The following is a 19629-nucleotide window of genomic DNA, read 5'->3' as shown; positions in this document are numbered from 1 at the left end:
GCTGCGCGCCGGTGCAAGAAGGCCCCGGTCCCGCCCAATCAGGCCCAGTGTTTGGGCGCCGCAGACGTGCAGACGGTAAAAATGTCCGATCAGGAACAGGCGGATATCCGCCTCGAATATTCCCGGCTGAAGCAGGAACACGCCGATTTCGACGCGGCCATCAATGCGATGATCGCCATGAATTGCGACCCGCTGCAGATCCAGCGCATGAAGAAAAAGAAGCTTTTCCTGAAGGACAGGCTGATGGCGCTGGAAGACAAGATCATTCCAGACATTATTGCTTGAACGAACGCCGGCGCCGGCCTGCTGGAAAAGCGCTATGCCGCGATCGAAAGCCGTGCGGCGCGCTCGCGCAACAACGCTATCAGATCGTCGGTCTTTTCGCTCGAAGTATCGATCGGAACCACCAGGCACATCGTCGCCTCGACCCTGCCCGGCGCTGAAAAGACCGGCGCGGCCAGGCATTTCGTGTAGGCATCGACAAGGCCGGAGGTGACGCAGTAGCCGGCCGATTTGGCGACGGCGATGTCGGCTATGAAATCGTCGAGCCGCAACCTGCGGCCGTCCGGCAGCACGAGATCGTCTTCCGAGACCATATCCTCGATCGCCGCCCTGTCGAACCCGGCGAGGAGCAGCCGCCCGGAAGCTGTCCAGGGAAGCGGTATTTGCAGACCCGTCGCCGAACTGATCCTGAATGGCCTCGTTCCCGGGCTTGAATGGACGATGGTGTAGCGGCCGCCTTGCAGCATGCACAGCTCCGAGGTCTCGCCGGTCTCGCGCGACAGATGGTCGACTTCCTGGCGCCCTCGCCTGAGCAGGTCGTTGCCCCGCACATAGTCCATTCCGTAGAGATAAAGCTTCTTTCCGAAATAGACCCGATTGCCGTCTCCGGCCATCTCCAGCAGGCCAGCGTCGACCAGCGAGCGCACCAGCGTATAAGTCGTCGAACGCGGCGCGTTCACCCCCTTGGCAAGGTCGCCAACGCCGATCGCGCGCTGTGTCGTGTGGAGAAACTCCAAAATCTGGAGAACTCGGTTGAGACCCTTCTCCCGAGAGCCCGAGGTCTTGTCTTCGTCCAGTCCGACGTCCGGTCGAGCGGCCAATGCATTGCCATCTTGCATTATCGATCCCTGATGTTAATCTGTCTTGTACAGAGTACAGGCGTCTCTTGTAAGAGACAATTACATCAGTTGCAACCGATGCCTGTATCGCTGGTCCAAAGGGGAACACAACACGAAAGGAGGTCGCCGTGAACGACACATCCAAAAGACGTGAATTTCTGAAACTGGGAATGGCCGGGCTTGCAACGGCCGGAGTGATGAGCGCCGCTACCGCGGTCGACGTTCAGAAAGCGGCGGCCCAGGCAGCGCCGGACAGCCTGCTGCGCACCGTCCTCGAGCGCGGCAAGGTGATCGTCGGCACCGGCAGCACCAATGCGCCCTGGCATTTCGAGAACGACGCCGGCGAACTGGTGGGCATGGACATCACCATGGGTCGCATTCTCGCCAAGGGGCTCTTCGACGACCCGACCAAAGTCGAATTCGTCATGCAGGATCCGGCTCAGCGCATTCCGAACGTGACCACCAACAAGGTCGACATCACCATCCAGTTCATGACCATGACCGCCCAGCGCTCGCAGTTGATCCACTTCTCCAGGCCCTACTACGTCGAAGGCATCGCCTTGCTGACCCTTCCGAACGCCGAGAACAAGACCTTCGACAAGCTGCTTGCCGCCGGCTCGGCGACCCGGATTTCCATTCTGCAAAACGTCGATGCCGAGGCAAATGTGCATATCGTCCTTCCGGAGTCGCAGGTGATGCAGATAGACACGCAGGCCAACGTGCTGCAGGCCCTGGAATCCAAGCGCGTCGACGCTGCCGCGGTTGATCTGTCAACGGTCCGCTGGCTCGCCTCGCGCAATCCGGACAAATACTTCGATGCCGGCAAGAGCTGGTTCTCGATGCTTTATGGCGCCGCACTGCGGCAGGGCGACCTCGACTGGCTGACCTTCGTCAACCAGACCTTCACCATCGCCATGTTCGGCCATGAAACGGCACTCTACGACGCTGCGTTCAAGGATTATTTCGGACAGGAGCCGCCGGCCCGCCATCCCGGTTTCCCGGTCATCTGATGCAAGCAGGCGGAAGGACAAACGTCCTTCCGCCCCCCTCTCATCACAGCCCTCTATGACGGGGATGCATGGGTTATACCCTCAACTTCAACCTGATCTGGCGGCATTTCGACAAGCTCTGGGGCGGACTGCTGTTAAGCCTCGAACTGGCCGTCATCTCGATCGCGATCGGCATCGTCATCGGGCTCGTTCTGGCGGTCTGGTATGTATCGGCCGGACGTGCGGTGCGGACCATCATCGCGGCCTATGTCGAGTTCATCCGCAACGTGCCGCTGATCCTGCTCGTCTATCTGGTCTTCTACGGCCTGCCGACGGTGGTCGACATTGCCTACAGTGCGCAAACCTCATTTGTTGCCACGCTATCGCTCTACAGCGGCGCCTACCTGGTCGAGGTGTTTCGCTCGGGGCTCGAGGCGGTGCCGCGCGGACAGCTCGACGCCGGCAAGGCAATCGGCCTGACGCCATGGCAAAGGCTGCTCCACGTGCGCCTGCCGACGATGCTGCGCATAACCCTGCCGGCGCTTTCCAACACATTCATATCGCTCTTCAAGGACACGTCCGTGGCATCGGTCATCTCGGTACCCGAGCTCACCTACGGCGCCCAGTGGATCAACTTCAACACGTTCCGCATTGTCGAGGTCTATCTGGTGGTGACGGCGATGTACCTGTTGACCGGCTATGCACTGCTTTTCGCGTTGCGGCTGGTCGAGCGCCGGTTCAAGGCGGCGCGCTGAGATGCTGAGCCAGATCATTTACGCCTTGCCGTTCCTCGCCGAAGGCTTTGCCGTGACCTTGTGGGTGTCGCTGCTGGTCGTGGTGTTATCGCTCATCGCCGGCGTGCTGATGGGCGTCGGCCTTGTCTACGGCCCGGCTCCGCTGCGCTGGGCAGTGCGCATCTTCAGCGACACCATACGCGGCATTCCGATCCTGGTGCTGATCTTCTTCGTCTATTACGGCCTGCCCGCGGTGGGGCTGCATCTGGAATCCTTTTGGGCGGCCGTACTCGCCCTCACCCTGTTCAAGACCGCACAGGTGGTCGAATATCTGAGGGGCGCCGTCGGCTCGATTCCCAAGGGTCAGTCCGAGGCGGCGATGGCGATCGGACTGACCTTTCGCCAGCGGCTGGCCTACGTCATTTTTCCGCAGGCGTTCAGACGCTTCCTGCCACCCTGGATAAATGGCGTGACCGACGCGGTGAAGGGCAGCGCGCTGGTCTCGCTGCTCGGCATCACCGACCTGATGCAGGCAATCAACCAGGTCATCGGCCGCACCTATGAGGCGATGCCGCTCTACATTCTCGGTGCGCTCGTCTACTTCGCCGTCAACTACGCCCTCTCCTTGGCCAGCCGGCGGCTGGAGCAGCGTTTCTCCTTCATCCGGGAATAGCAAGATGTCCAATGCCCCGCACCAGAATCCGGCACTTCTCGATGTCTCCGAGGTTTCCAAAGCCTTTGGATCCGTCGAGGTCCTGCGCTCCGTCAGTCTCAAGGTGACACGCGGCGAGGTGGTGACTGTCATCGGCCCTTCCGGCAGCGGCAAGACCACGCTGCTGCGCTGCGTCAACTTCCTGGAGAGCTACGACAGCGGCTCGATCCGTATCGATGGCAAGGAGGTCGGCTATCGCGAGACGGGAACACGCCAGCGACGCAGCGAGCGCGACCTGGCGGCGATGCGAGCCGAGACCGGAATGGTGTTCCAGAGCTTCAATCTGTTTCCGCATTTGACTGCCGCCGGCAACATCATGCTTGGCCTGCGCAAGGTGCGCGGCAAGAGCAATGCCGAGGCCCGCACCATTGCCGAGCACTGGCTCGGCCGGGTCGGCCTCGCCCACAAGGCCGATAGCCTGCCGGCCGAGTTGTCCGGCGGCCAGCAGCAGCGCGTCGGCATCGCCCGCGCCGTGGCGATGGAGCCGAAGATACTGCTTCTCGACGAGATAACTTCGGCGCTCGACCCCGAACTGGTTGGCGAGGTGCTCGAGGTCGTTCGCAGCCTCGCCGAAGACGGCATGACGATGCTGATGGTCACGCATGAAATGGCTTTTGCACGCGATGCATCGAGCCGCATCGTTTTCATGGCGGACGGCGGCGTCAGCGCCGTCGGACCACCCGCCGAGATTCTGGCGGCGGGGTTCGACAATGAACGCCTTCGCAGCTTCCTGGCGCGATTTCGCGCCTCGCATTTTTGACATCGGACGGCGAAAGCTGTCGCAAGGAGCTTTTATGACGCCTTACATCCGGCTCGCGGAATTGGGCCTGACACTGCCCGAGCCGCCGAAGCCCATCGCCAACTTCGTCACCTACGCCGAGAGCGGACGGCTGATCTTCCTCTCCGGCCAGGGGCCGTTGCGCGCCGATGGCGCGCTCTGCACCGGCAAGGTCGGCGACGACGTCAGCGTTGAAGAGGCCTATGGGCATGCGCGTCTGACCGGCCTGAACCTGCTCGCCGTCATGCATGCGGCGGCCGGCGACCTCGGCCGCGTCGTGCGCGTCGTCAAGCTGCTTGGCTTTGTCAATGCGACGCCGACATTCAGCGAGCACCCCAAGGTGGTGAATGGCTGTTCCGATCTTTTCGCCGCCGTCTTTGATAAGATCGGCGGACATGCCCGCTCGGCAATCGGTGTCGGCTCGCTGCCGGGCAACATCACAGTTGAAATCGAGGCGGTCGTCGAGATCGCCTGAAATCGTTCGAAACAGGATCTGCAGAGATGACGACCTATGCCGCTGACCGTTCCAACACGACAATCCGCGAACGGCTTGGCCTTCGCCCGATCATCAACGTTTCCGGTACGATGACGGCGCTCGGCGCTTCGATCATCGTGCCAGAAGCGATTGCCGCAATGTCGGAAATCGCCTCGCAATGGGTCGAGATGGACGATCTGCAGCGCGCCGCAAGTACTGTGATTGCACGCCTCACCGGCGGCGAGGCCGGCTTCATCACCGCGTGCTGCGCCAGCGGCATAACCATGGCGATTGCCGGCGCGATGACCGGAACCAGCCTTCTCGCGATCGAGCGGCTGCCGGACGACACTGAGGGCCTCAAGTCGGAGGTCATCGTCCAGCTCGGTCACATCGTCAATTACGGCGCGCCGATTGACCAGTCGATCCGGTTGGCCGGGGCGAAGACAATACCCGCCGGCACGGTCAGCGTGACGCAGGATTATCATGTGCGCGACGCGATCCGCGACCGCACCGCAGCCGGCCTCTACGTAGTTGCGCACCACACGGTGCAATACGGCATGCTGTCGCTCGAGGAGTTCTGCGAGATCTGCCACGCCAAGGGCGTGCCGGTGATCGTCGACGCCGCCTCCGAATACGACCTGCGCGGCTTTCTCGCACGCGGCGCCGACATCGTCGTCTATAGCGGGCACAAGTTCCTCAGCGGACCGACAAGCGGCATCGTGACGGGGCGCAAGGATCTGGTGCGGGCCGCCTATCTCCAGAACCGCGGCGTTGCGCGCGCCATGAAGGTGGGCAAGGAGAGCATTGCCGGCACCATGGCGGCCCTGGAAGCTTGGGAGCGGCGCGACCACGCCGGCATCCGTCAGCGGGAGGAAGCCGCCCTGCATCTGTGGAAAGACGCATTGCAAGGACTGCCCGGTATCGCCGCGCATATCATTCCCGATCCGACCGCCAATCCGCTCGACCGCCTGCAGGTGTTTGTTACGCTTGAAAGCAGGTTCACCGCCGCCGGCCTTGCCTCGGCGCTGGCGGCGGGCTCGCCCCCCATCATCGTGCGCAACCACGAGGTCGAGCGCGGTCACTTCTTCCTTGATCCGTGCAACCTGCACCCCGGCGAGGCGGAGATCGTCGCCGAGCAGCTTCGCGCCGTGCTGACCGCGAAGGAGCGTCCTGCGGATGCGATGAAACCCGCTCGCAAGCAGTCCGCCGGGGCCTTGCGCTGGCCGGACTAGACATCGCCAGAACGTGGTCGAGCCAGTGCCTTCCAGCGCCGGCTTGGCATCGGGCCAGTGCGCCATCACGGCACTGTGAATGACTTTTTGGTCGTCGGGCGGAATAAACCACCACGCCCATTGGTCTCCCAAGCAGACGCCATTTCCGGCGTTGCAGGAGACCGGTATGACCCACCACCACGACAATGAAGCTGACGGCATTAGCCGCCGTCATGCACTGGAATGCATGATCTGGGCCGGCACGGGAGTGCTGTGGACGATTTCGGCCGGCGTGCCGGTTTCGCTCAGCCTGCTCGGCGCGGCGCAAGCCGCAGAGGCCTTGGCCACCGGCTTCACTTTCCTTCAGATCTCCGACAGCCACATCGGCTTCGACAAGGCTGCCAACCCGCACGCCATCGACACGCTGAAGGAGGCCATCGGCAAGATCCAGGCGTTGCCGCAAAAGCCCGCTTTCATGATCCACACCGGCGACATCACCCATTTGTCGAAAGCCGCGCAGTTCGACAACGCTGCCCAGATCATCGGCGGCGCAGGCTTCGACGTACATTATGTGCCCGGTGAGCACGACCTGATCGACGACGGTAATGGCCAGGCCTATCTCGACCGCTACGGCAAGGGCACCAAGGGCGCCGGCTGGTATTCGTTCGATCAGAACGGCGTCCATTTCATCGGGCTGGTCAACGTCGTCAACCTGAAGGCTGGCGGGCTGGGCAATCTCGGCGCCGACCAGTTGGCATGGTTGGCCGATGATCTGAAGGCGGTCACCGCCTCGACGCCAATCGTCGTCTTTGCCCACATCCCGCTATGGGCTGTTTATCCCGAATGGGGCTGGGGCACCGACGACGCGGCGCAGGCCTTGGCCCTGCTCAAGCGCTTCGGCTCTGTCACCATACTCAACGGCCATATCCACCAGATCATGCAGAAGGTCGAAGGCAACGTTACCTTCCATACCGCGCGCTCGACCGCTTTCCCGCAACCGGCGCCGGGCACCGCAGCCTCACCCGGGCCTATGACGGTACCTGCCGGCCAGTTGCGCAGCCTGCTCGGCACGAGCAGCGTGACGCTCAAGCAAGGCGGGCAGGACCTCGCCATCATCGACAGCACGCTGGCTTGAGGAGAAATGCGATGATCCGCTTCCCATCCCGCGTCTTGGTCGTATCCCCTGTCCCGTTCGGTTTGGCGGCGATCCTGATAATGGTTGCCATGCCACTGAACGCAGCAGACCAGCCAATGGTCAAGATCGAGAACTTTGCCTTCACACCGGCGGTGCTGACGATAAAGCAGGGCACTACCGTGACCTTCGAGAATGACGACGACATCCCGCATCTGGTGGTCGCCAACGATGCCTCGTTTCGCTCCAAGGCGCTTGACACCGGTGACACATATGCCTTCACCTTCACCAAAGTGGGCGACTATGCCTATTTCTGCGGGCTTCACCCGCACATGCAGGGCAGGATCACCGTCGCTCCGTGAGGATTTTCGGAAGGTTCTGCCCGGGATGCCGGGCGATGCGACGGTGTTGAACCACGAGGCCGCGACCGAGCGCTTTCGCGAGGTGGTTCTGCCCCATCTCGCGGATGCGCTTGCGCTTGCCCGCTGGCTGACGGGCAACGCCGCCGATGCGGAGGATGTGGTGCAGGAGGCCTGTTTGAAGGCGCATGCGGGCATCGCCGGCTATGCCGGCGGCAATGCGCGCGCCTGGCTGCTGGCGATCGTGCGCAACGCCTCTTACTCCTGGCTGGCGCGCAACCGGCCGCGCAGTGTCGTCGCCGTCGGCGACCTGAGCGACCTCGATGACGTGACGGCTGCATATGTCGCCGGCCTGCCGGATACGGATAATCCTGAGGCAAGCCTGATCGCCAAGGCCGACACGGCCGCACTCGAGGCGGCGATTGCCGCGCTGCCGCACCAATTTCGCGAGACTGTGGTGCTGCGCGACGTCAACGGCCTCAGCTATCGCGAGATCGCGACGCTGCTTGGCGTGCCGCTAGGCACGGTGATGTCGCGGCTGGCGAGGGCGCGCGGTCTGCTTATATCCCAACTTGGGAGGGCGCCATGAGCGCGCACAACGATGGACTGCCCGATGACCCGGCGGGCGTGGCGCTGATGATCCATGCCTTGGTCGATGGCGAGCTCGACGCAGCAGCAGCATTGGCTGTCGAGCGACGCATCGCGGCCGACCCGGCGCTCGCCGCCGAGCATGCCCGCATCGTTGCGCTGCAGACGGTCGTCAGCGGGCTGCCGAGGCTCGATGTCCGTGAGGATTTCAAGGCTCGCATCGCTGCAATCGGGACAGCCGGTATGGAGAAAGCGCTGCCGGGGCCGGCGCCCGCCGCTCGAGTGCCGCCGGCACACAGAGCCGTGCACCGATTTGGCGCGTTCGACTGGCGCGCGCTGGCGGCGTCGATCGTCGTTACCGCCGTGCTGGCCAGCGGCGCGACGCAGTGGATGATGCTGAGCAGGGCGCCCGACAGCTTTGCGGCCGCGGTCGCCAACGGCCATCGCCGCAGCCTGCTGGCAGCCGGCCCCGTGGACGTCGTCTCGTCGGACCGGCACACGGTCAAACCCTGGCTGGATGGCAGGGTCGGCCTGTCGCCGCCGGCACCTGACCTTGCCAGTGACGGCTTCGCGTTGCTCGGCGGCCGGGTCGAGGTGATCGCCGACCAGCCAGTGCCGGCACTGGTCTACAGGCACCGCGAGCACCTGATCACTCTCGTCGCCGCGCCCGAGGAAACCGGCTCGACAGCCGGACCGGTCGATCTTTCTGCTGGTGGCTTCTCGCTGGTCCACTGGAGCGACAGCGCCTTTTCCTACTGGGCGATTTCCGATACCGAACGGCCTGAACTTGACGACTTCGTCAACCGCTTCCGAGCAGCGGCCGCCCGATGACAGACCGCCCAAGTCCATGTGCGTAGCCACGGAGACGTTACAAGCGGCTTTGCCGTTTCCGGCCATCCTTGCGGCTCCCCTCGATTTCCGCTAATGCGCGCCTTTGCCGCCGGAGAGCAGAAGCTTGGACGATCACCGCGCCGACGTCGCCATCATCATGGGCAGCCAGTCCGACTGGGCGACGATGCGCCACGCCGCCGAAACGCTTGAGGCGCTTGGCATTCCGCACAAGCGCCTGATCGTCTCGGCCCATCGCACGCCCGACCGGCTCTATGACTTCGCCAAGGGCGCCAAGGCGGCCGGCTACAAGGTGATCATTGCCGGTGCCGGCGGTGCGGCGCATCTGCCGGGCATGACGGCGGCGATGACGCCGCTGCCGGTGTTCGGCGTGCCGGTGGAATCAAAGACGCTGTCGGGCCAGGATTCGCTGCTATCAATCGTGCAGATGCCGGCCGGCATTCCGGTCGGCACTTTGGCCATCGGCAAGGCCGGCGCTGCCAACGCTGCCCTTCTCGCCGCCGCGGTGCTGGCGCTGAGCGACGAAAAGCTCGCCGCCCGGCTGGATAGCTGGCGCGCCGCGCAGACCGCCAAGGTGGCCGCCGAGCCCACGGACGCGCCGTGAGCCTGCCGGCGGGATCGAGCATCGGCATCATCGGCGGCGGCCAGCTCGGCCGCATGCTGGCGATGGCCGCGGCCCGCCTCGGCTACCGCATCGTCGTGCTGGAGCCGCAGCCGGATTGCCCGGCGGCACAGGTCGCCAACCGGCAGATCGTCGCCGCCTACGACGACGCGGCCGCGCTTGGCGAGCTGGCTGCGGCCAGTGCCGTCGTTACTTATGAATTCGAGAACGTTCCGGTCGCGGCTGCCGCGGCACTTGCCTCTACGGTGCCGGTCTATCCGCCGGCACGCGCACTGGAAGTGGCGCAGGACCGGCTGGCGGAAAAGAAATTCCTCAACGGTATCGGCATACCGACCGCGGATTTCAGTCCCGTCGACAATGACGAGGAACTGACGGCTGCGCTGAAACAGTTCAACGGCAGCGGCATATTGAAGACGCGCCGCATGGGTTATGACGGCAAGGGCCAGCGTGTCTTCCGCAACATGGAAACAGGCGGCTTTGCCGGCACTTGCGAGGCGATGGGCAACGTGCCGTTGATCCTGGAATCCTTTGTCACCTTCGAGCGTGAGATTTCGGTGATCGCCGCGCGCGGCAGCGACGGCTCGCTCGCCGCTTACGATCCAGCGTGGAATGTCCATCGCAACGGTATTCTGCACAGCTCGACGCTGCCGGCCGGAGTAGAATCCGAGACGGCGGCTGCGGCTCAAACGGCGGCGGCAGAGATCCTTGCAGCGCTCGACTATGTCGGCGTCATCGGCGTCGAATTCTTTGTCCTTGCCGACGGTTCGCTGTTGGTCAACGAGATAGCGCCGCGTGTCCACAATTCCGGCCACTGGACGGAGGCCGCCTGCACCATCTCGCAATTCGAGCAGCACATCCGCGCCGTCGCCGGCCTGCCGCTGGGAAATCCCGCCCGGCAGTTCGACTGCGTCATGGAAAACCTGATCGGCGACGACATCCGACGCGTTCCTGAGCTGCTCGCCGAGCCTGATCTGATGCTGCACCTCTATGGCAAGGCCGAGGCGCGGCCCGGCCGCAAGATGGGCCATTTTACGCGCGTGAGCCGCCGCAGCTAGAGCATGATCCCGAACCGAAGGTCCGCGCTAGCGAAAAGTGGAATCCGGTTTCGGAAGAGAGATCATGCTCAAACACAAAGTTAGAACCTACGCTTACTGGATGTCGCCGCTCTCGTCCTCGTCGGGGCTGGCGCAGCTCACATCGCCTTCTGCGCAGGTCGAATCGGCGGTGAGCTGCTTGGTGCGATCGTCGGTCAGCCGCGTCAGGCATTCCGATATCAGCATCGGATAGATCGAGCCGCCTTCGCTGTCCGCGGCGGAATAGAGGCATTCCGCGTCGCGAAAAGCGATCCAGGCGCGCTGCGCCGTCTGCAACAGCTTGCTGGCTTTTGCGTCACTTCCGCCGATGAGATCCTGGTAGGCCTTGTTGAGCTTGGCGTCGGCGGATTTGTAGTCCGCGTCGGCGCAGATGTTCATCATCTGCTGGCTGTCGTCGTTGCGGTCGCATTCCTGCGCATGGGCAACAGAGCCTGCCGCGAGGACGACAAGACAGGCGGACACAAGAATTCGGCGCATGACGATCTCCAATTCGCAACCGCATCATTCCAGCCGTCGCAAGCCTGCGCAATGCCGCAAGGCGCCAGTGCCGGATATTTGACGATACGAAACGGTCCGTATCGTTTAGGCAACGCGCTTGCGGTTGACACGGGCAACGCTCCTCGTCTATGAGCCACGCACAGTTCAAAGGCGCGTCTGTGGGCGCGCCTTAATAATTCGGCCCGTGACCGGGCCCAGACCGACGGGCAAGACCATGAAAATCAAGAATTCGCTCAAGGCGTTGAAGGCGCGTCACCGCGACAACCAGCTGGTTCGTCGCAAGGGCCGCATCTACATCATCAACAAGACCGCGCCGCGCTACAAGGCGCGCCAGGGTTGAGTTTTCGACGGAGGCTGCGCGCCTCCGTTCGCATGATACGACTCTCACGCTAAATTCAGTTTGACGATCCGGCGTCGGGGGATAGATTCCCGCGATGCGGTTTCTTTTTGCATTTTTCACGGCTTTCCTCGTGTCCAGCGCTGTCTCGCTGCCGGCGTGGGCTGAAGATCCGACCACGACTCCGCCGACAGCACCTCCGGTCGTCAAGACGAAACAGGCGCGGCTCGATCAGCTGTTTGCCGATCTCAAGCGCGAACGCAATGAAAAGGCGGCCGAGCGCATCGCCGGACGGATCGGCAGCGAGTGGTCCCAGTCGGGCAGCGCCTCTATCGACCTGATGATGCAATGGTCGCAGAAGGCGATCGAAAACCAGAAATTCGATGTCGCGCTCGATTTCCTTGATCAGGTGGTGACTTTGCAGCCGACCTATGCGGAAGGCTGGAACCGGCGCGCCACTGTTCATTTCATGATGAAGAACTACGGAAAATCGATGGCGGACATCGACCGCACCCTGCAGCTCGAACCACGCCATTTCGGCGCGCTTTCGGGCCTTGCTCAGATCATGGCCGAAACCGGCCACAAGCAGTCGGCACTTGAAGCCTGGCAGCGCGTTCTCGGCATCTACCCGATGATGCGCAGCGCCCAGGACCAGGTCGCCGCACTTTCCGAGGAGCTTGCCGGCGAAGGCATTTGAAGCCAGTAGGGCAATAGGGGAGTAAGGCAGTATGTGAGTGGTGTAGATTGCACTGCGGAACGCATGCCCCCTACTCCCCTACTCCCCTACTCCCCTACTCCCCTACTCCCCTACTCCCCTATAGGCCCGATCTATGCCGCTTGCTTCCGTGACGAGTTTCTCCACAAGCGCGGCGGCCGGCATCTGACGCAGCTTCGCAACGCCCTGCCCGGCCCAAATGGGCAAGAAGTCAGCCCGCTTGCTTTCATCCTTTGCCATCGAAAGCGGCATGACCAGACTCGCCTGTAGCGGAAACGCCAGCGCAGCATCTTCCTCACCAGCCATTTCCATCACAAACCGGTTGCGCACCGCGCGCGCTGGGCGGCCAGTGAAGCAGCGAGTCACCGACGTGCTCTCGTCGTTGGCCGAGCGCAATGCTGCGCGATAGACTGGCTGCACATTGGCTTCAGGACAGGCCAGGAAAGCCGTGCCGATCTGCACACCAGATGCACCAAGTGCAAAGCTGGCAGCAATGCCGCGACCGTCGAAGATACCGCCGGCGGCAATTACAGGCACCCGCACGGCATCAACAATCTGCGGTACGAGGGCCATGGTGCCGGCTGTGCCGATAGCAGGGTCGCCAGTGAATGTGCCGCGATGCCCACCGGCCTCGTATCCCTGGGCGATAATGGCGTCCACCCCTCCTGCCTCAAGCTGGCACGCTTCCGAGACGGTAGTAGCCGAACACAAGACAGTACAGCCAGCCGCTTTCAACTGCTGCACAATTGCGGTGTCGGGTAGGCCGAAGTGGAAGCTGACCACCTTCGGGCGCAGCTCAAGCACAATTTCGAGACGCTCACGATCGAAGGTGGGGAAGGGCTCGCCCGGCTCGGGCACGGGTCCGAGGCCGACCTCCTCATAGCAGCCGCGAAGGCGGTCGCGCATAGTTTGGGCAGCCGCATCATCGCGTGCCGGCGCCGGGTGCGCAAAGAAGTTGACGTTGACCGGACGATTGGTGGCGTGCTGTGTCGCCGTGAGCTGCTCGCGGATAGCCGCCGCAGGCAGAATACCGCATCCGAGCGAGCCTAGTGCCCCGGCATTGCTGACCGCCGCCGCGAGTTCCGGTGTGGTGACGCCGCTCATCGGCGCCTGGATTATCGGGTGCTCAATGCCGAGGAGTTCCAGAAGATCAGTGCGCATCCACATTGGATCACCCTCCTCTTTCTCCCGGAAGAGATTAGCTTAACTGACTTCCAGCTCAAGTCGGACAGGACCTTCGAACCGCTTCGCGGCCGGCTACAGGCCGATGCAAGCTGGCGGCGTTCGGCGTCGATCCTAACCCAGCTGCCGTCGATGCACCGGGCTGGCGTCGTGTTTACGACGCGCCATGCAGCCGGCCCATCCGGCAGCCGCCGCCGACATTAGCGTCCGACTTCCGATCCGACATAGGCGATGCGCAGCATGTTGGTCGAACCGGGCGTCCTGAGCGGAACGCCGGCCGTGATGATGACGCGGTCGCCGGGCTTGCCGAAACCTTCGTCGAAGGCGATGCGGCAGGCGCGATCGACCATGTCGTCGAGGTCGATGGCATCGGGAGAAACGACGCAATGCGTGCCCCACAACAGCGACAGTCGCCGCGCCGTGTTGAGGATCGGCGACAATGCGACGATCGGCACTTGTGGCCGCTCACGCGCGGCGCGCAGGCCGGTTGTACCCGAGGCGGTGTAGGTGATGATGGCCGACAGCTTCAGCGTCTCGGCGATCTCGCGGGCAGCAAGCGAAATGGCGTCGGCGCCTGTCGCTTCCGGTTCCGAGCGCTGCGCGTTGATGATGCCGGCATAGGTCGGGTCGGTTTCGACCTTGGTGGCGATCCGGTTCATCATCGCCACCGCTTCGACCGGGTAGGCGCCGGCAGCGGACTCCGCCGAAAGCATGATCGCGTCGGCGCCTTCAAACACGGCGATCGAGACGTCCGAGACTTCGGCGCGGGTCGGCACCGGCGCGGTGATCATCGATTCCAGCATCTGCGTGGCAACGACCACAGGCTTGCCGGCGCGGCGGGCGGCGCGGGTGATCTGCTTCTGAATGCCAGGCACGGCTTCGAGCGGCATCTCGACGCCGAGATCGCCGCGGGCGACCATCAGCGCATCCGAAAGCTCGATGATCTCGGCCAGCCGGGCGACGGCCTGCGGCTTTTCGATCTTGGCCATGATCAGCGCCCGGCCGCGCGCGATCTTGCGCGCTTCGGCCAGGTCCTCGGGCCGCTGCACGAAGGACAGCGCCACCCAGTCGACGCCGGTCGCCAGAACCGCGTCGAGATCCCGGCGGTCCTTTTCCGTCAGCGCGCCGACCGGCAGGTCGGTGTCGGGCAGGCTGACGCCCTTCTTGTCGGAAATGGTGGTGCCGGCGACGACGGTGCAGACGATCGCCTTGCCGTTGCTGCTGACCGCCTTGAGCTCGAGCTTGCCGTCGTCGATCAGCAGGCGATGACCAGCCTCGACCGAACGCAGGATTTCGGGATGCGGAAGGTAGACCCTCTTCGAATTGCCGGGCTCGGGATTGTCATCGAGCGTGAAGGTCTGGCCGACGGTCAGCACTTCTTTGCCGTTGGCGAACTTACCGACGCGCAGCTTTGGCCCTTGCAGGTCGGCGAGAACGCCGATCGGCCGGCCGACCGCCTCCTCGACGGCACGAATGCGGCCGACAAGCGTCCGCATCAATTCATGGTCGGTGTGGCTCATATTGATCCGGAAAACGTCGGCGCCGGCTTCGAACAGCTTCTTCAGCATCTCCTCGGACGAGGAGGCCGGACCGATGGTGGCGAGGATCTTGACCTTGCGGCTGCGTCTCATTGACTGTTTGTTCCCGGGGCGGCTGCAGCGCCATCCGTTGCGGGCTCGTCAGTCAGCTGGACCATCCAGCTTGCCTGCTCGCCCGTGTCATATTCCTGAAATCCGGCGCGCTGAAAGCCCCGGGCGACGCAGTCGGTAACGCCGGCAATCTTGAACTCTTTTTCGGCCACGCACATGTTGATCGGGCCATCCCAGCGTCCGCCGCGCTCGGCGTCTTCTGCATAAAGATAGTAAAACCTTGATGACAACGGTCCCTCGATCAGCGTCTTGCAGCTCGATCCTTCGATGTGCCACCAGCCTTCGGTGATCCAGCCGGCCTTGGCGCGATAGCCGATGCCGACGCCTACCAGGTTCTGCGTGGCGTTGCAGACCCGGAAATCGGCCCGTGCCGGCGAGGCCGTGATCACCGCGAAAAGGCCCATTGCCGGTATCAGGAGCGGCATGGCCAAGGCATGGCGCACACGCAGCCTGCCGGCGAAACCCATCCTGAAACCCCTCAAGAACCACATTTGCATCTCTCAACGCCCCTTTTCGGAAAAGTCCGTACGCATGTCAACGCGCCGATCTGTCCAATTCCAATCGATTTAGAAGGCTCCGGCGCGCTTGCGGTCGCCCCCACTCAGTTTTTTGCAGAAACCGTGGCTAAACAACGGCATTGCGCAAGCGTTCTCTTCGTGGAATGACGATACCACCCTCCCAGGAAGCCCGCGAACAGACCTTTCCCGCCGATGACCCGATCCACAGTTTTCGCGCCTTTCGACATTGTCGAAGGCGACCGCAAGCGCGGCATGGTGCTTTTGGCCGATCACGCTCGCCGCGACCTGCCGGAGGAATATGGCAGCCTTGGCCTGCCAGCGGCGGAGTTCGACCGCCACATCGCCTACGACATCGGCGTCGAGACTGTAACCCGCGAACTCGCAAGTCTGCTCGGCGTTCCGGCGGTGCTTGCCAATTTTTCACGGCTGCTGATCGATCCCAATCGCGGCGAGGACGATCCAACGCTGATTCGCCAGCTCTATGACGGCACCATCATCCCGGGAAATTATCCCATGGCGCCGGAGGAACGCGAAAGACGTCTGGACCGCTTTTACCGCCCCTATCATGATGCCGTCGGCGCCATGATCGCCTCGGTGGCGCAAGCGTCCGCGCAGGCACCTTTCATCTTTTCGGTGCATTCCTTCACACCGACCATGCAGGGCTTCGTGCGGCCGTGGCACGTCGGCATATTATGGGATCTCGACGATCGCGTTGCGCGGCCGCTGATCGACATGCTCGCCAAGGACAAGAGCCTCATCGTCGGCGACAACGAACCCTATGACGGCGCACTGCGCGGCGATACCATGTTCAGGCACGCCATCGTCAACGGATTTGCCCATGCGCTGCTCGAGATCCGCCAGGACCTGATCGCCGACCTTAAGGGTGCCCTCGACTGGGCCGAACGGCTGGCGCCGATCGTTGACGCGATCGATCGACGTGCCGATATACATGCGGTGAAAATATTCGGCTCGCGCACCGGACCGGTGTGACGGAAGGCCCAAGGGACGCCAAAGACATGACCGAACTCAGCGACGAACAAAAGCGCGATTTCGAAGCCGCTGCCTTCCGCCGGCTGGTTGCGCATCTGCGCGAGCGTTCCGACGTGCAGAACATCGACCTGATGAACCTCGCCGGCTTCTGCCGCAACTGCCTGTCCAACTGGTACCGCGATGCGGCGCAGGCCGAGGGTGTCGAACTCAGCAAGGAACAGTCGCGCGAGATCATCTACGGCATGCCCTATGCCGAGTGGCAGGCACTGAACCAGATCGAAGCCTCCGATGCCAAGAAGGCCGAGTTCGAGGCAAGGCGCCCCAGGGATCACTAGGGGAGGAGGCCGTGCCTAAGATTGACGTTGCCGACGTGCCCGGACGCAAGGGCTCATCCTATCCACCGCCGTTCGATGCACCTTGTGCCGAACGCGTGCGGCAGCGGCTGGGCAACGCAGGCGGGCTCACCGACTTCGGCATCAATCTCATGCGCCTGCCGCCGGGCAACTGGTCGAGCCAGCGCCACTGGCATTCGCACGAAGACGAATTCGTCTACGTGCTTGAAGGCGAGCTGACGCTCGTCGAAGATGCCGGCGAGACGGTGCTGCGCGCCGGTGACTGCGCGGCCTTTCCGAAAGGATCAGGCAACGGCCATCACATGATCAATAAATCGGGCGCGATGGCGATCTATCTCGAAGTCGGTTCGCGCTGGCCCGACGACGTCGCCACCTGCTCCGACATCGACATGATGAGCACCAACGTTGATGGCCGGTTTGTGCACAAGGATGGCGCGCCTTATCCCGAGCCGTAAGGATTTCGAAGTGGACCGCCGAGATGGTTGGCCGACGCGAGAGGACGTAGCGTCTGGTCCAAGCACTTTCGGCGAACAGCGCTTGACTGTGAATTGAATCGATCTAATTTGCCGCGCGAAGCCATTTCCGGACCGGATTCTACCCGATGGACGCGCAGAAAATGACGCAGACCGCGATTCGTGGACGCTGGGCAGTGGCCGGCATCTTCCTCGCCAATGGCTTCCTGACCGGGAGCTGGGCGCCGCAGATCCCGGTGTTCCTCACCCGGCTGGACATCAGCAAATTCACGCTCGGCCTGTTGATTCTGTTGTTCGGGGCCGGGGCCGTAACCGCCATGACCTGGTGCGGCCATCTGATCTCGAAGCATGGCTCGCGCACTGTGCTGCGCTGGTTCGGACTTGCCGGCAGCTTCGGCCTGTTGGTCGTGGCTCTGGCCCCCAACGTGCCCTTGGCGGCAATCGCCATGTTCATCTTCGGCGGTTCGATCGGCGGCATGGACGTCGCCATGAATGCCAATGCAGTGGCAGTCGAACGGCGGCTGTCCCGTGCCATCATGTCGTCCTCGCACGGCTTCTGGAGCCTTGGCGGTTTCGCTGGCGGCGCTTTGGGCGGTTTCGCCATCCAGAACTACGGTCACCTCGCCCATGCGACGGTGGTGACGGCTCTTGCCTTTGCCGTCATCGCCGTAGCGATCCGCTACCTGATCGCCGAGGACAAGCACCCAGCCCCCGAGCACCACAAATTCGCGCTGCCGGCAAACCCGCTGGTCTATCTGGTTGGGCTGATGGCACTGCTGACGATGATCTCCGAAGGTGCGGTGCTCGACTGGGCGGCGCTGTATCTCAGGCAGGAGCTCGGCGCCGATCTTGCCATCGCAGGCCTGGCCTACGCCGCCTTTTCCGGTGTCATGGCCGTCATGCGCTTCCTTGGCGATGGCGTCCGCAACCGTTTCGGTGCCGTTACAACGTTGCGTGCCTCGGCTCTTGCCGCTGCTGCCGGCATGCTGGTGGGCGGGCTGGCGCCCTCGCCGTGGCTCGCCATTGCCGCCTTTGCCTTTTGCGGCCTCGGCATTGCCAACATGGTGCCGATCATCTTTTCGGCCGGCGGCAACCAGGAAGGCATGGCGTCCGGCACCGGCATGAGCGTCGTCACCACAATGGGTTACTCAGGCATTCTGGTGGCGCCGTCGGCGATCGGCTTCATCGCCGAACACTCGAGCTTCGGCCCGATCTTCGTCGCTCTGTCCGGGCTGCTGATCGTCGTGCTGTTGATGGCCGGCCTCGCTCACCGCGCTGAATTTGCTGCCGAGCCAGCACCGGCTGAATAGCGCTTGAGCTCTTCGTAGAGGAAATCCGCGACGCGGCGGATGCGGACGCTGGAACGCACGTCGCGGTGCATGGCCAGCCACACCGGCAGCGTCGGCAGCGGGAGACCCGGCAGCACTGTCTCGACCAGCGGATCACGGTCGGCGAGCGGCTCCTGGCCAAAGCCGATGCCGTTTCCCGCCCGCACTGCTTCCCACAGCACGATCTGATTATCGGTCCTGAAGCGGAAGGCATTGCGGGCAAGCGGGACGCCGAACTGGGCAAAGCCGCGAATGATCTCATCGCTGCGATCGAAGCCGACCAGATCATGGCCGGCGAGATCGCGGGCCTCGCGCGGACGGCCACGCCGGTCGAGATAGGATTTTGCCGCGCAGGCGCGGAGCGGAATGTCGGTCACCTTGCGCGCGACCAGTTCATTCTGCGCCGGCTTGACCATGCGAATGGCGATATCGGCATCGCGACGCAGCAGATTCTCGACCTGGTTCGAGGCGACGATCTCGACCTCGATGCCCGGCTCCTCGAAACCAAGCCTCGCTGTGATTTCCGGCAGCACATAGGCCGCCACCACTTCGCTGGCGGCAATGCGCACCGTACCCTCTATCGCCTCGACCGATCCCAGCGCCAGCAGCGAAAAGGCGCTTGCCTGCTCGCTCACCGCACGACCCTGTTCAAAGAGCGTGCTGCCTGCTTCCGTGAGCGCATAGCCACGCCGCCCGCGCCGGAACAGGGTGACGCCGAGCGCCTGTTCCAGCTCGGCGATGTGGCGGCCGAGCGTCGGCTGGCTTGCGGCAAGTTTTCGCGCGGCGGCCGACAGGCTGCCGGTCTCCGCCACCGTGACGAAACTCTTGATCAGATTCCAATCGATATCCATTCAAAATTGAATATCAGATCGCCATCATTAGTCAATTTTCATTCGCTTGCGAAGAGACCACAACAGGGTCT

At 63.2% G+C, this 19629-nt stretch carries 25 protein-coding genes; 19 read left to right on the top strand and 6 right to left on the bottom strand.

All coding sequences use genetic code 11. From position 1 onward, the window contains the following. The first annotated feature begins 81 nt into the window (after positions 1–81). Entirely contained in the window at positions 82–285 is a 204-nt protein-coding gene (locus tag NMG46_RS04460) for a YdcH family protein (protein ID WP_023678480.1), read from the top strand. Between the two features lie 32 nt (positions 286–317). On the opposite strand, the gene NMG46_RS04455 is transcribed toward NMG46_RS04460, so the two are convergent. Then, a complete protein-coding gene (locus tag NMG46_RS04455) occupies positions 318–1121 on the bottom strand; it encodes an IclR family transcriptional regulator (RefSeq protein ID WP_254816529.1) in 804 nt (267 codons plus the stop codon). A gap of 128 nt (positions 1122–1249) precedes the next feature. Here NMG46_RS04455 and NMG46_RS04450 point away from each other — a divergent pair, with 128 nt between their 5' ends. The 12 genes from NMG46_RS04450 to NMG46_RS04395 all read left to right on the top strand — a co-directional run bounded on the left by NMG46_RS04450 (position 1250) and on the right by NMG46_RS04395 (position 10625). Continuing rightward, positions 1250–2131 carry a transporter substrate-binding domain-containing protein gene (locus tag NMG46_RS04450; RefSeq protein WP_254816528.1) on the top strand — a complete coding sequence of 294 codons (882 nt, stop codon included), beginning with the start codon at positions 1250–1252 and terminating at the stop codon, positions 2129–2131. Between the two features lie 68 nt (positions 2132–2199). Continuing rightward, positions 2200–2865, top strand: a complete 666-nt coding sequence (locus NMG46_RS04445; protein ID WP_254816527.1) for an amino acid ABC transporter permease — start codon at positions 2200–2202, stop codon at positions 2863–2865. 1 nt (position 2866) lies between these two features. Further along, on the top strand, positions 2867–3517 hold the full coding sequence (locus NMG46_RS04440) for an amino acid ABC transporter permease (protein ID WP_254816526.1): 651 nt from the start codon (positions 2867–2869) through the stop codon (positions 3515–3517). 4 nt (positions 3518–3521) lie between these two features. After that, positions 3522–4316 (top strand): amino acid ABC transporter ATP-binding protein, encoded by a 795-nt coding sequence (locus tag NMG46_RS04435; RefSeq protein ID WP_254816525.1) that lies wholly within the window; start codon positions 3522–3524, stop codon positions 4314–4316. A gap of 34 nt (positions 4317–4350) precedes the next feature. Beyond that, a complete protein-coding gene (locus NMG46_RS04430) occupies positions 4351–4809 on the top strand; it encodes a RidA family protein (protein ID WP_254816524.1) in 459 nt (152 codons plus the stop codon). Between the two features lie 26 nt (positions 4810–4835). Continuing rightward, entirely contained in the window at positions 4836–6041 is a 1206-nt protein-coding gene (locus NMG46_RS04425; RefSeq protein ID WP_254816523.1) for an aminotransferase class V-fold PLP-dependent enzyme, read from the top strand. A 166-nt stretch (positions 6042–6207) separates the two neighbouring features. After that, entirely contained in the window at positions 6208–7155 is a 948-nt protein-coding gene (locus tag NMG46_RS04420; RefSeq protein WP_254816522.1) for a metallophosphoesterase, read from the top strand. 11 nt (positions 7156–7166) lie between these two features. Further along, positions 7167–7514 (top strand): cupredoxin family copper-binding protein, encoded by a 348-nt coding sequence (locus NMG46_RS04415; protein ID WP_302893660.1) that lies wholly within the window; start codon positions 7167–7169, stop codon positions 7512–7514. A 25-nt stretch (positions 7515–7539) separates the two neighbouring features. Beyond that, positions 7540–8100, top strand: a complete 561-nt coding sequence (locus NMG46_RS04410) for a sigma-70 family RNA polymerase sigma factor (protein ID WP_254816521.1) — start codon at positions 7540–7542, stop codon at positions 8098–8100. Further along, positions 8097–8930, top strand: a complete 834-nt coding sequence (locus NMG46_RS04405; RefSeq protein ID WP_254816520.1) for an anti-sigma factor — start codon at positions 8097–8099, stop codon at positions 8928–8930. Before NMG46_RS04410 ends, NMG46_RS04405 begins: the two co-directional genes overlap by 4 nt. A gap of 124 nt (positions 8931–9054) precedes the next feature. Continuing rightward, positions 9055–9552 (top strand): 5-(carboxyamino)imidazole ribonucleotide mutase, encoded by a 498-nt coding sequence (gene purE / locus NMG46_RS04400; protein ID WP_023678468.1) that lies wholly within the window; start codon positions 9055–9057, stop codon positions 9550–9552. Next, the gene (locus NMG46_RS04395) at positions 9549–10625 is read left to right on the top strand and encodes a 5-(carboxyamino)imidazole ribonucleotide synthase (protein WP_254816519.1); all 1077 of its coding nucleotides are present in this window, start codon (positions 9549–9551) and stop codon (positions 10623–10625) included. The genes purE and NMG46_RS04395 overlap by 4 nt, the downstream gene beginning before the upstream one ends. A 93-nt stretch (positions 10626–10718) precedes the next feature. On the opposite strand, the gene NMG46_RS04390 is transcribed toward NMG46_RS04395, so the two are convergent. Continuing rightward, positions 10719–11141: a lysozyme inhibitor LprI family protein gene (locus NMG46_RS04390; protein WP_254816518.1), complete on the bottom strand. Its 423-nt coding sequence runs from the start codon at positions 11139–11141 to the stop codon at positions 10719–10721. 235 nt (positions 11142–11376) lie between these two features. Here NMG46_RS04390 and ykgO point away from each other — a divergent pair, with 235 nt between their 5' ends. Both ykgO and NMG46_RS04380 read left to right on the top strand, forming a co-directional pair. Continuing rightward, positions 11377–11502 carry a type B 50S ribosomal protein L36 gene (gene ykgO / locus NMG46_RS04385; RefSeq protein ID WP_006203764.1) on the top strand — a complete coding sequence of 42 codons (126 nt, stop codon included), beginning with the start codon at positions 11377–11379 and terminating at the stop codon, positions 11500–11502. Positions 11503–11596: 94 nt separating this feature from the next. Beyond that, positions 11597–12196, top strand: coding sequence for a hypothetical protein (locus tag NMG46_RS04380; protein ID WP_254816517.1), 600 nt, complete (start codon positions 11597–11599; stop codon positions 12194–12196). 102 nt (positions 12197–12298) lie between these two features. Here NMG46_RS04380 and NMG46_RS04375 read toward each other — a convergent pair whose 3' ends face one another. The 3 genes from NMG46_RS04375 to NMG46_RS04365 form a co-directional block, all read right to left on the bottom strand. Further along, the gene (locus NMG46_RS04375) at positions 12299–13381 is read right to left on the bottom strand and encodes a nitronate monooxygenase family protein (protein ID WP_254816516.1); all 1083 of its coding nucleotides are present in this window, start codon (positions 13379–13381) and stop codon (positions 12299–12301) included. Positions 13382–13596: 215 nt separating this feature from the next. Then, complete coding sequence (gene pyk / locus NMG46_RS04370) at positions 13597–15027, bottom strand: pyruvate kinase (protein ID WP_254816515.1); 1431 nt, start codon at positions 15025–15027, stop codon at positions 13597–13599. Further along, entirely contained in the window at positions 15024–15470 is a 447-nt protein-coding gene (locus NMG46_RS04365; RefSeq protein WP_254817059.1) for a DUF1036 domain-containing protein, read from the bottom strand. Before NMG46_RS04365 ends, pyk begins: the two co-directional genes overlap by 4 nt. Positions 15471–15755: 285 nt before the next feature. On the opposite strand from NMG46_RS04365, the gene NMG46_RS04360 reads away from it, so the two are divergent. From NMG46_RS04360 to NMG46_RS04345, 4 genes are all read left to right on the top strand, one after another. Continuing rightward, positions 15756–16553, top strand: coding sequence for an N-formylglutamate amidohydrolase (locus NMG46_RS04360; protein ID WP_254816514.1), 798 nt, complete (start codon positions 15756–15758; stop codon positions 16551–16553). Positions 16554–16579: 26 nt separating this feature from the next. Then, positions 16580–16888, top strand: coding sequence for a DUF1244 domain-containing protein (locus tag NMG46_RS04355; RefSeq protein WP_254816513.1), 309 nt, complete (start codon positions 16580–16582; stop codon positions 16886–16888). Positions 16889–16899: 11 nt separating this feature from the next. Continuing rightward, positions 16900–17361: a cupin domain-containing protein gene (locus NMG46_RS04350; RefSeq protein ID WP_254816512.1), complete on the top strand. Its 462-nt coding sequence runs from the start codon at positions 16900–16902 to the stop codon at positions 17359–17361. Positions 17362–17507: 146 nt separating this feature from the next. Next, positions 17508–18689 carry an MFS transporter gene (locus NMG46_RS04345; protein ID WP_254816511.1) on the top strand — a complete coding sequence of 394 codons (1182 nt, stop codon included), beginning with the start codon at positions 17508–17510 and terminating at the stop codon, positions 18687–18689. Here NMG46_RS04345 and NMG46_RS04340 read toward each other — a convergent pair. Continuing rightward, positions 18647–19558: a LysR family transcriptional regulator gene (locus NMG46_RS04340; protein WP_254816510.1), complete on the bottom strand. Its 912-nt coding sequence runs from the start codon at positions 19556–19558 to the stop codon at positions 18647–18649. The genes NMG46_RS04345 and NMG46_RS04340 overlap by 43 nt on opposite strands. Between the last annotated feature and the right edge of the window lie 71 nt (positions 19559–19629).

It is taken from the genome of Mesorhizobium sp. LMG 17147 (genome assembly GCF_024297145.1).
Lineage (GTDB): Bacteria > Pseudomonadota > Alphaproteobacteria > Rhizobiales > Rhizobiaceae > Mesorhizobium.
This window is presented reverse-complemented; position numbering and strand designations above follow the sequence as displayed.

What these genes read in the sequence shown, in the direction of transcription:
- NMG46_RS04460 (WP_023678480.1), top strand. Translation starts at nt 82, where the DNA reads ATGTCCGATCAGGAACAGGCGGATATCCGCCTCGAATATTCCCGGCTG.
- NMG46_RS04455 (WP_254816529.1), bottom strand. Translation starts at nt 1,121, where the DNA reads ATGCAAGATGGCAATGCATTGGCCGCTCGACCGGACGTCGGACTGGAC.
- NMG46_RS04445 (WP_254816527.1), top strand. Translation starts at nt 2,200, where the DNA reads ATGGGTTATACCCTCAACTTCAACCTGATCTGGCGGCATTTCGACAAG.
- NMG46_RS04440 (WP_254816526.1), top strand. Translation starts at nt 2,867, where the DNA reads ATGCTGAGCCAGATCATTTACGCCTTGCCGTTCCTCGCCGAAGGCTTT.
- NMG46_RS04435 (WP_254816525.1), top strand. Translation starts at nt 3,522, where the DNA reads ATGTCCAATGCCCCGCACCAGAATCCGGCACTTCTCGATGTCTCCGAG.
- NMG46_RS04430 (WP_254816524.1), top strand. Translation starts at nt 4,351, where the DNA reads ATGACGCCTTACATCCGGCTCGCGGAATTGGGCCTGACACTGCCCGAG.
- NMG46_RS04425 (WP_254816523.1), top strand. Translation starts at nt 4,836, where the DNA reads ATGACGACCTATGCCGCTGACCGTTCCAACACGACAATCCGCGAACGG.
- NMG46_RS04420 (WP_254816522.1), top strand. Translation starts at nt 6,208, where the DNA reads ATGACCCACCACCACGACAATGAAGCTGACGGCATTAGCCGCCGTCAT.
- NMG46_RS04415 (WP_302893660.1), top strand. Translation starts at nt 7,167, where the DNA reads ATGATCCGCTTCCCATCCCGCGTCTTGGTCGTATCCCCTGTCCCGTTC.
- NMG46_RS04410 (WP_254816521.1), top strand. Translation starts at nt 7,540, where the DNA reads ATGCCGGGCGATGCGACGGTGTTGAACCACGAGGCCGCGACCGAGCGC.
- NMG46_RS04405 (WP_254816520.1), top strand. Translation starts at nt 8,097, where the DNA reads ATGAGCGCGCACAACGATGGACTGCCCGATGACCCGGCGGGCGTGGCG.
- NMG46_RS04390 (WP_254816518.1), bottom strand. Translation starts at nt 11,141, where the DNA reads ATGCGCCGAATTCTTGTGTCCGCCTGTCTTGTCGTCCTCGCGGCAGGC.
- ykgO (WP_006203764.1), top strand. Translation starts at nt 11,377, where the DNA reads ATGAAAATCAAGAATTCGCTCAAGGCGTTGAAGGCGCGTCACCGCGAC.
- NMG46_RS04380 (WP_254816517.1), top strand. Translation starts at nt 11,597, where the DNA reads ATGCGGTTTCTTTTTGCATTTTTCACGGCTTTCCTCGTGTCCAGCGCT.
- NMG46_RS04375 (WP_254816516.1), bottom strand. Translation starts at nt 13,381, where the DNA reads ATGTGGATGCGCACTGATCTTCTGGAACTCCTCGGCATTGAGCACCCG.
- pyk (WP_254816515.1), bottom strand. Translation starts at nt 15,027, where the DNA reads ATGAGACGCAGCCGCAAGGTCAAGATCCTCGCCACCATCGGTCCGGCC.
- NMG46_RS04365 (WP_254817059.1), bottom strand. Translation starts at nt 15,470, where the DNA reads ATGCCGCTCCTGATACCGGCAATGGGCCTTTTCGCGGTGATCACGGCC.
- NMG46_RS04360 (WP_254816514.1), top strand. Translation starts at nt 15,756, where the DNA reads ATGACCCGATCCACAGTTTTCGCGCCTTTCGACATTGTCGAAGGCGAC.
- NMG46_RS04355 (WP_254816513.1), top strand. Translation starts at nt 16,580, where the DNA reads ATGACCGAACTCAGCGACGAACAAAAGCGCGATTTCGAAGCCGCTGCC.
- NMG46_RS04345 (WP_254816511.1), top strand. Translation starts at nt 17,508, where the DNA reads ATGGACGCGCAGAAAATGACGCAGACCGCGATTCGTGGACGCTGGGCA.
- NMG46_RS04340 (WP_254816510.1), bottom strand. Translation starts at nt 19,558, where the DNA reads ATGGATATCGATTGGAATCTGATCAAGAGTTTCGTCACGGTGGCGGAG.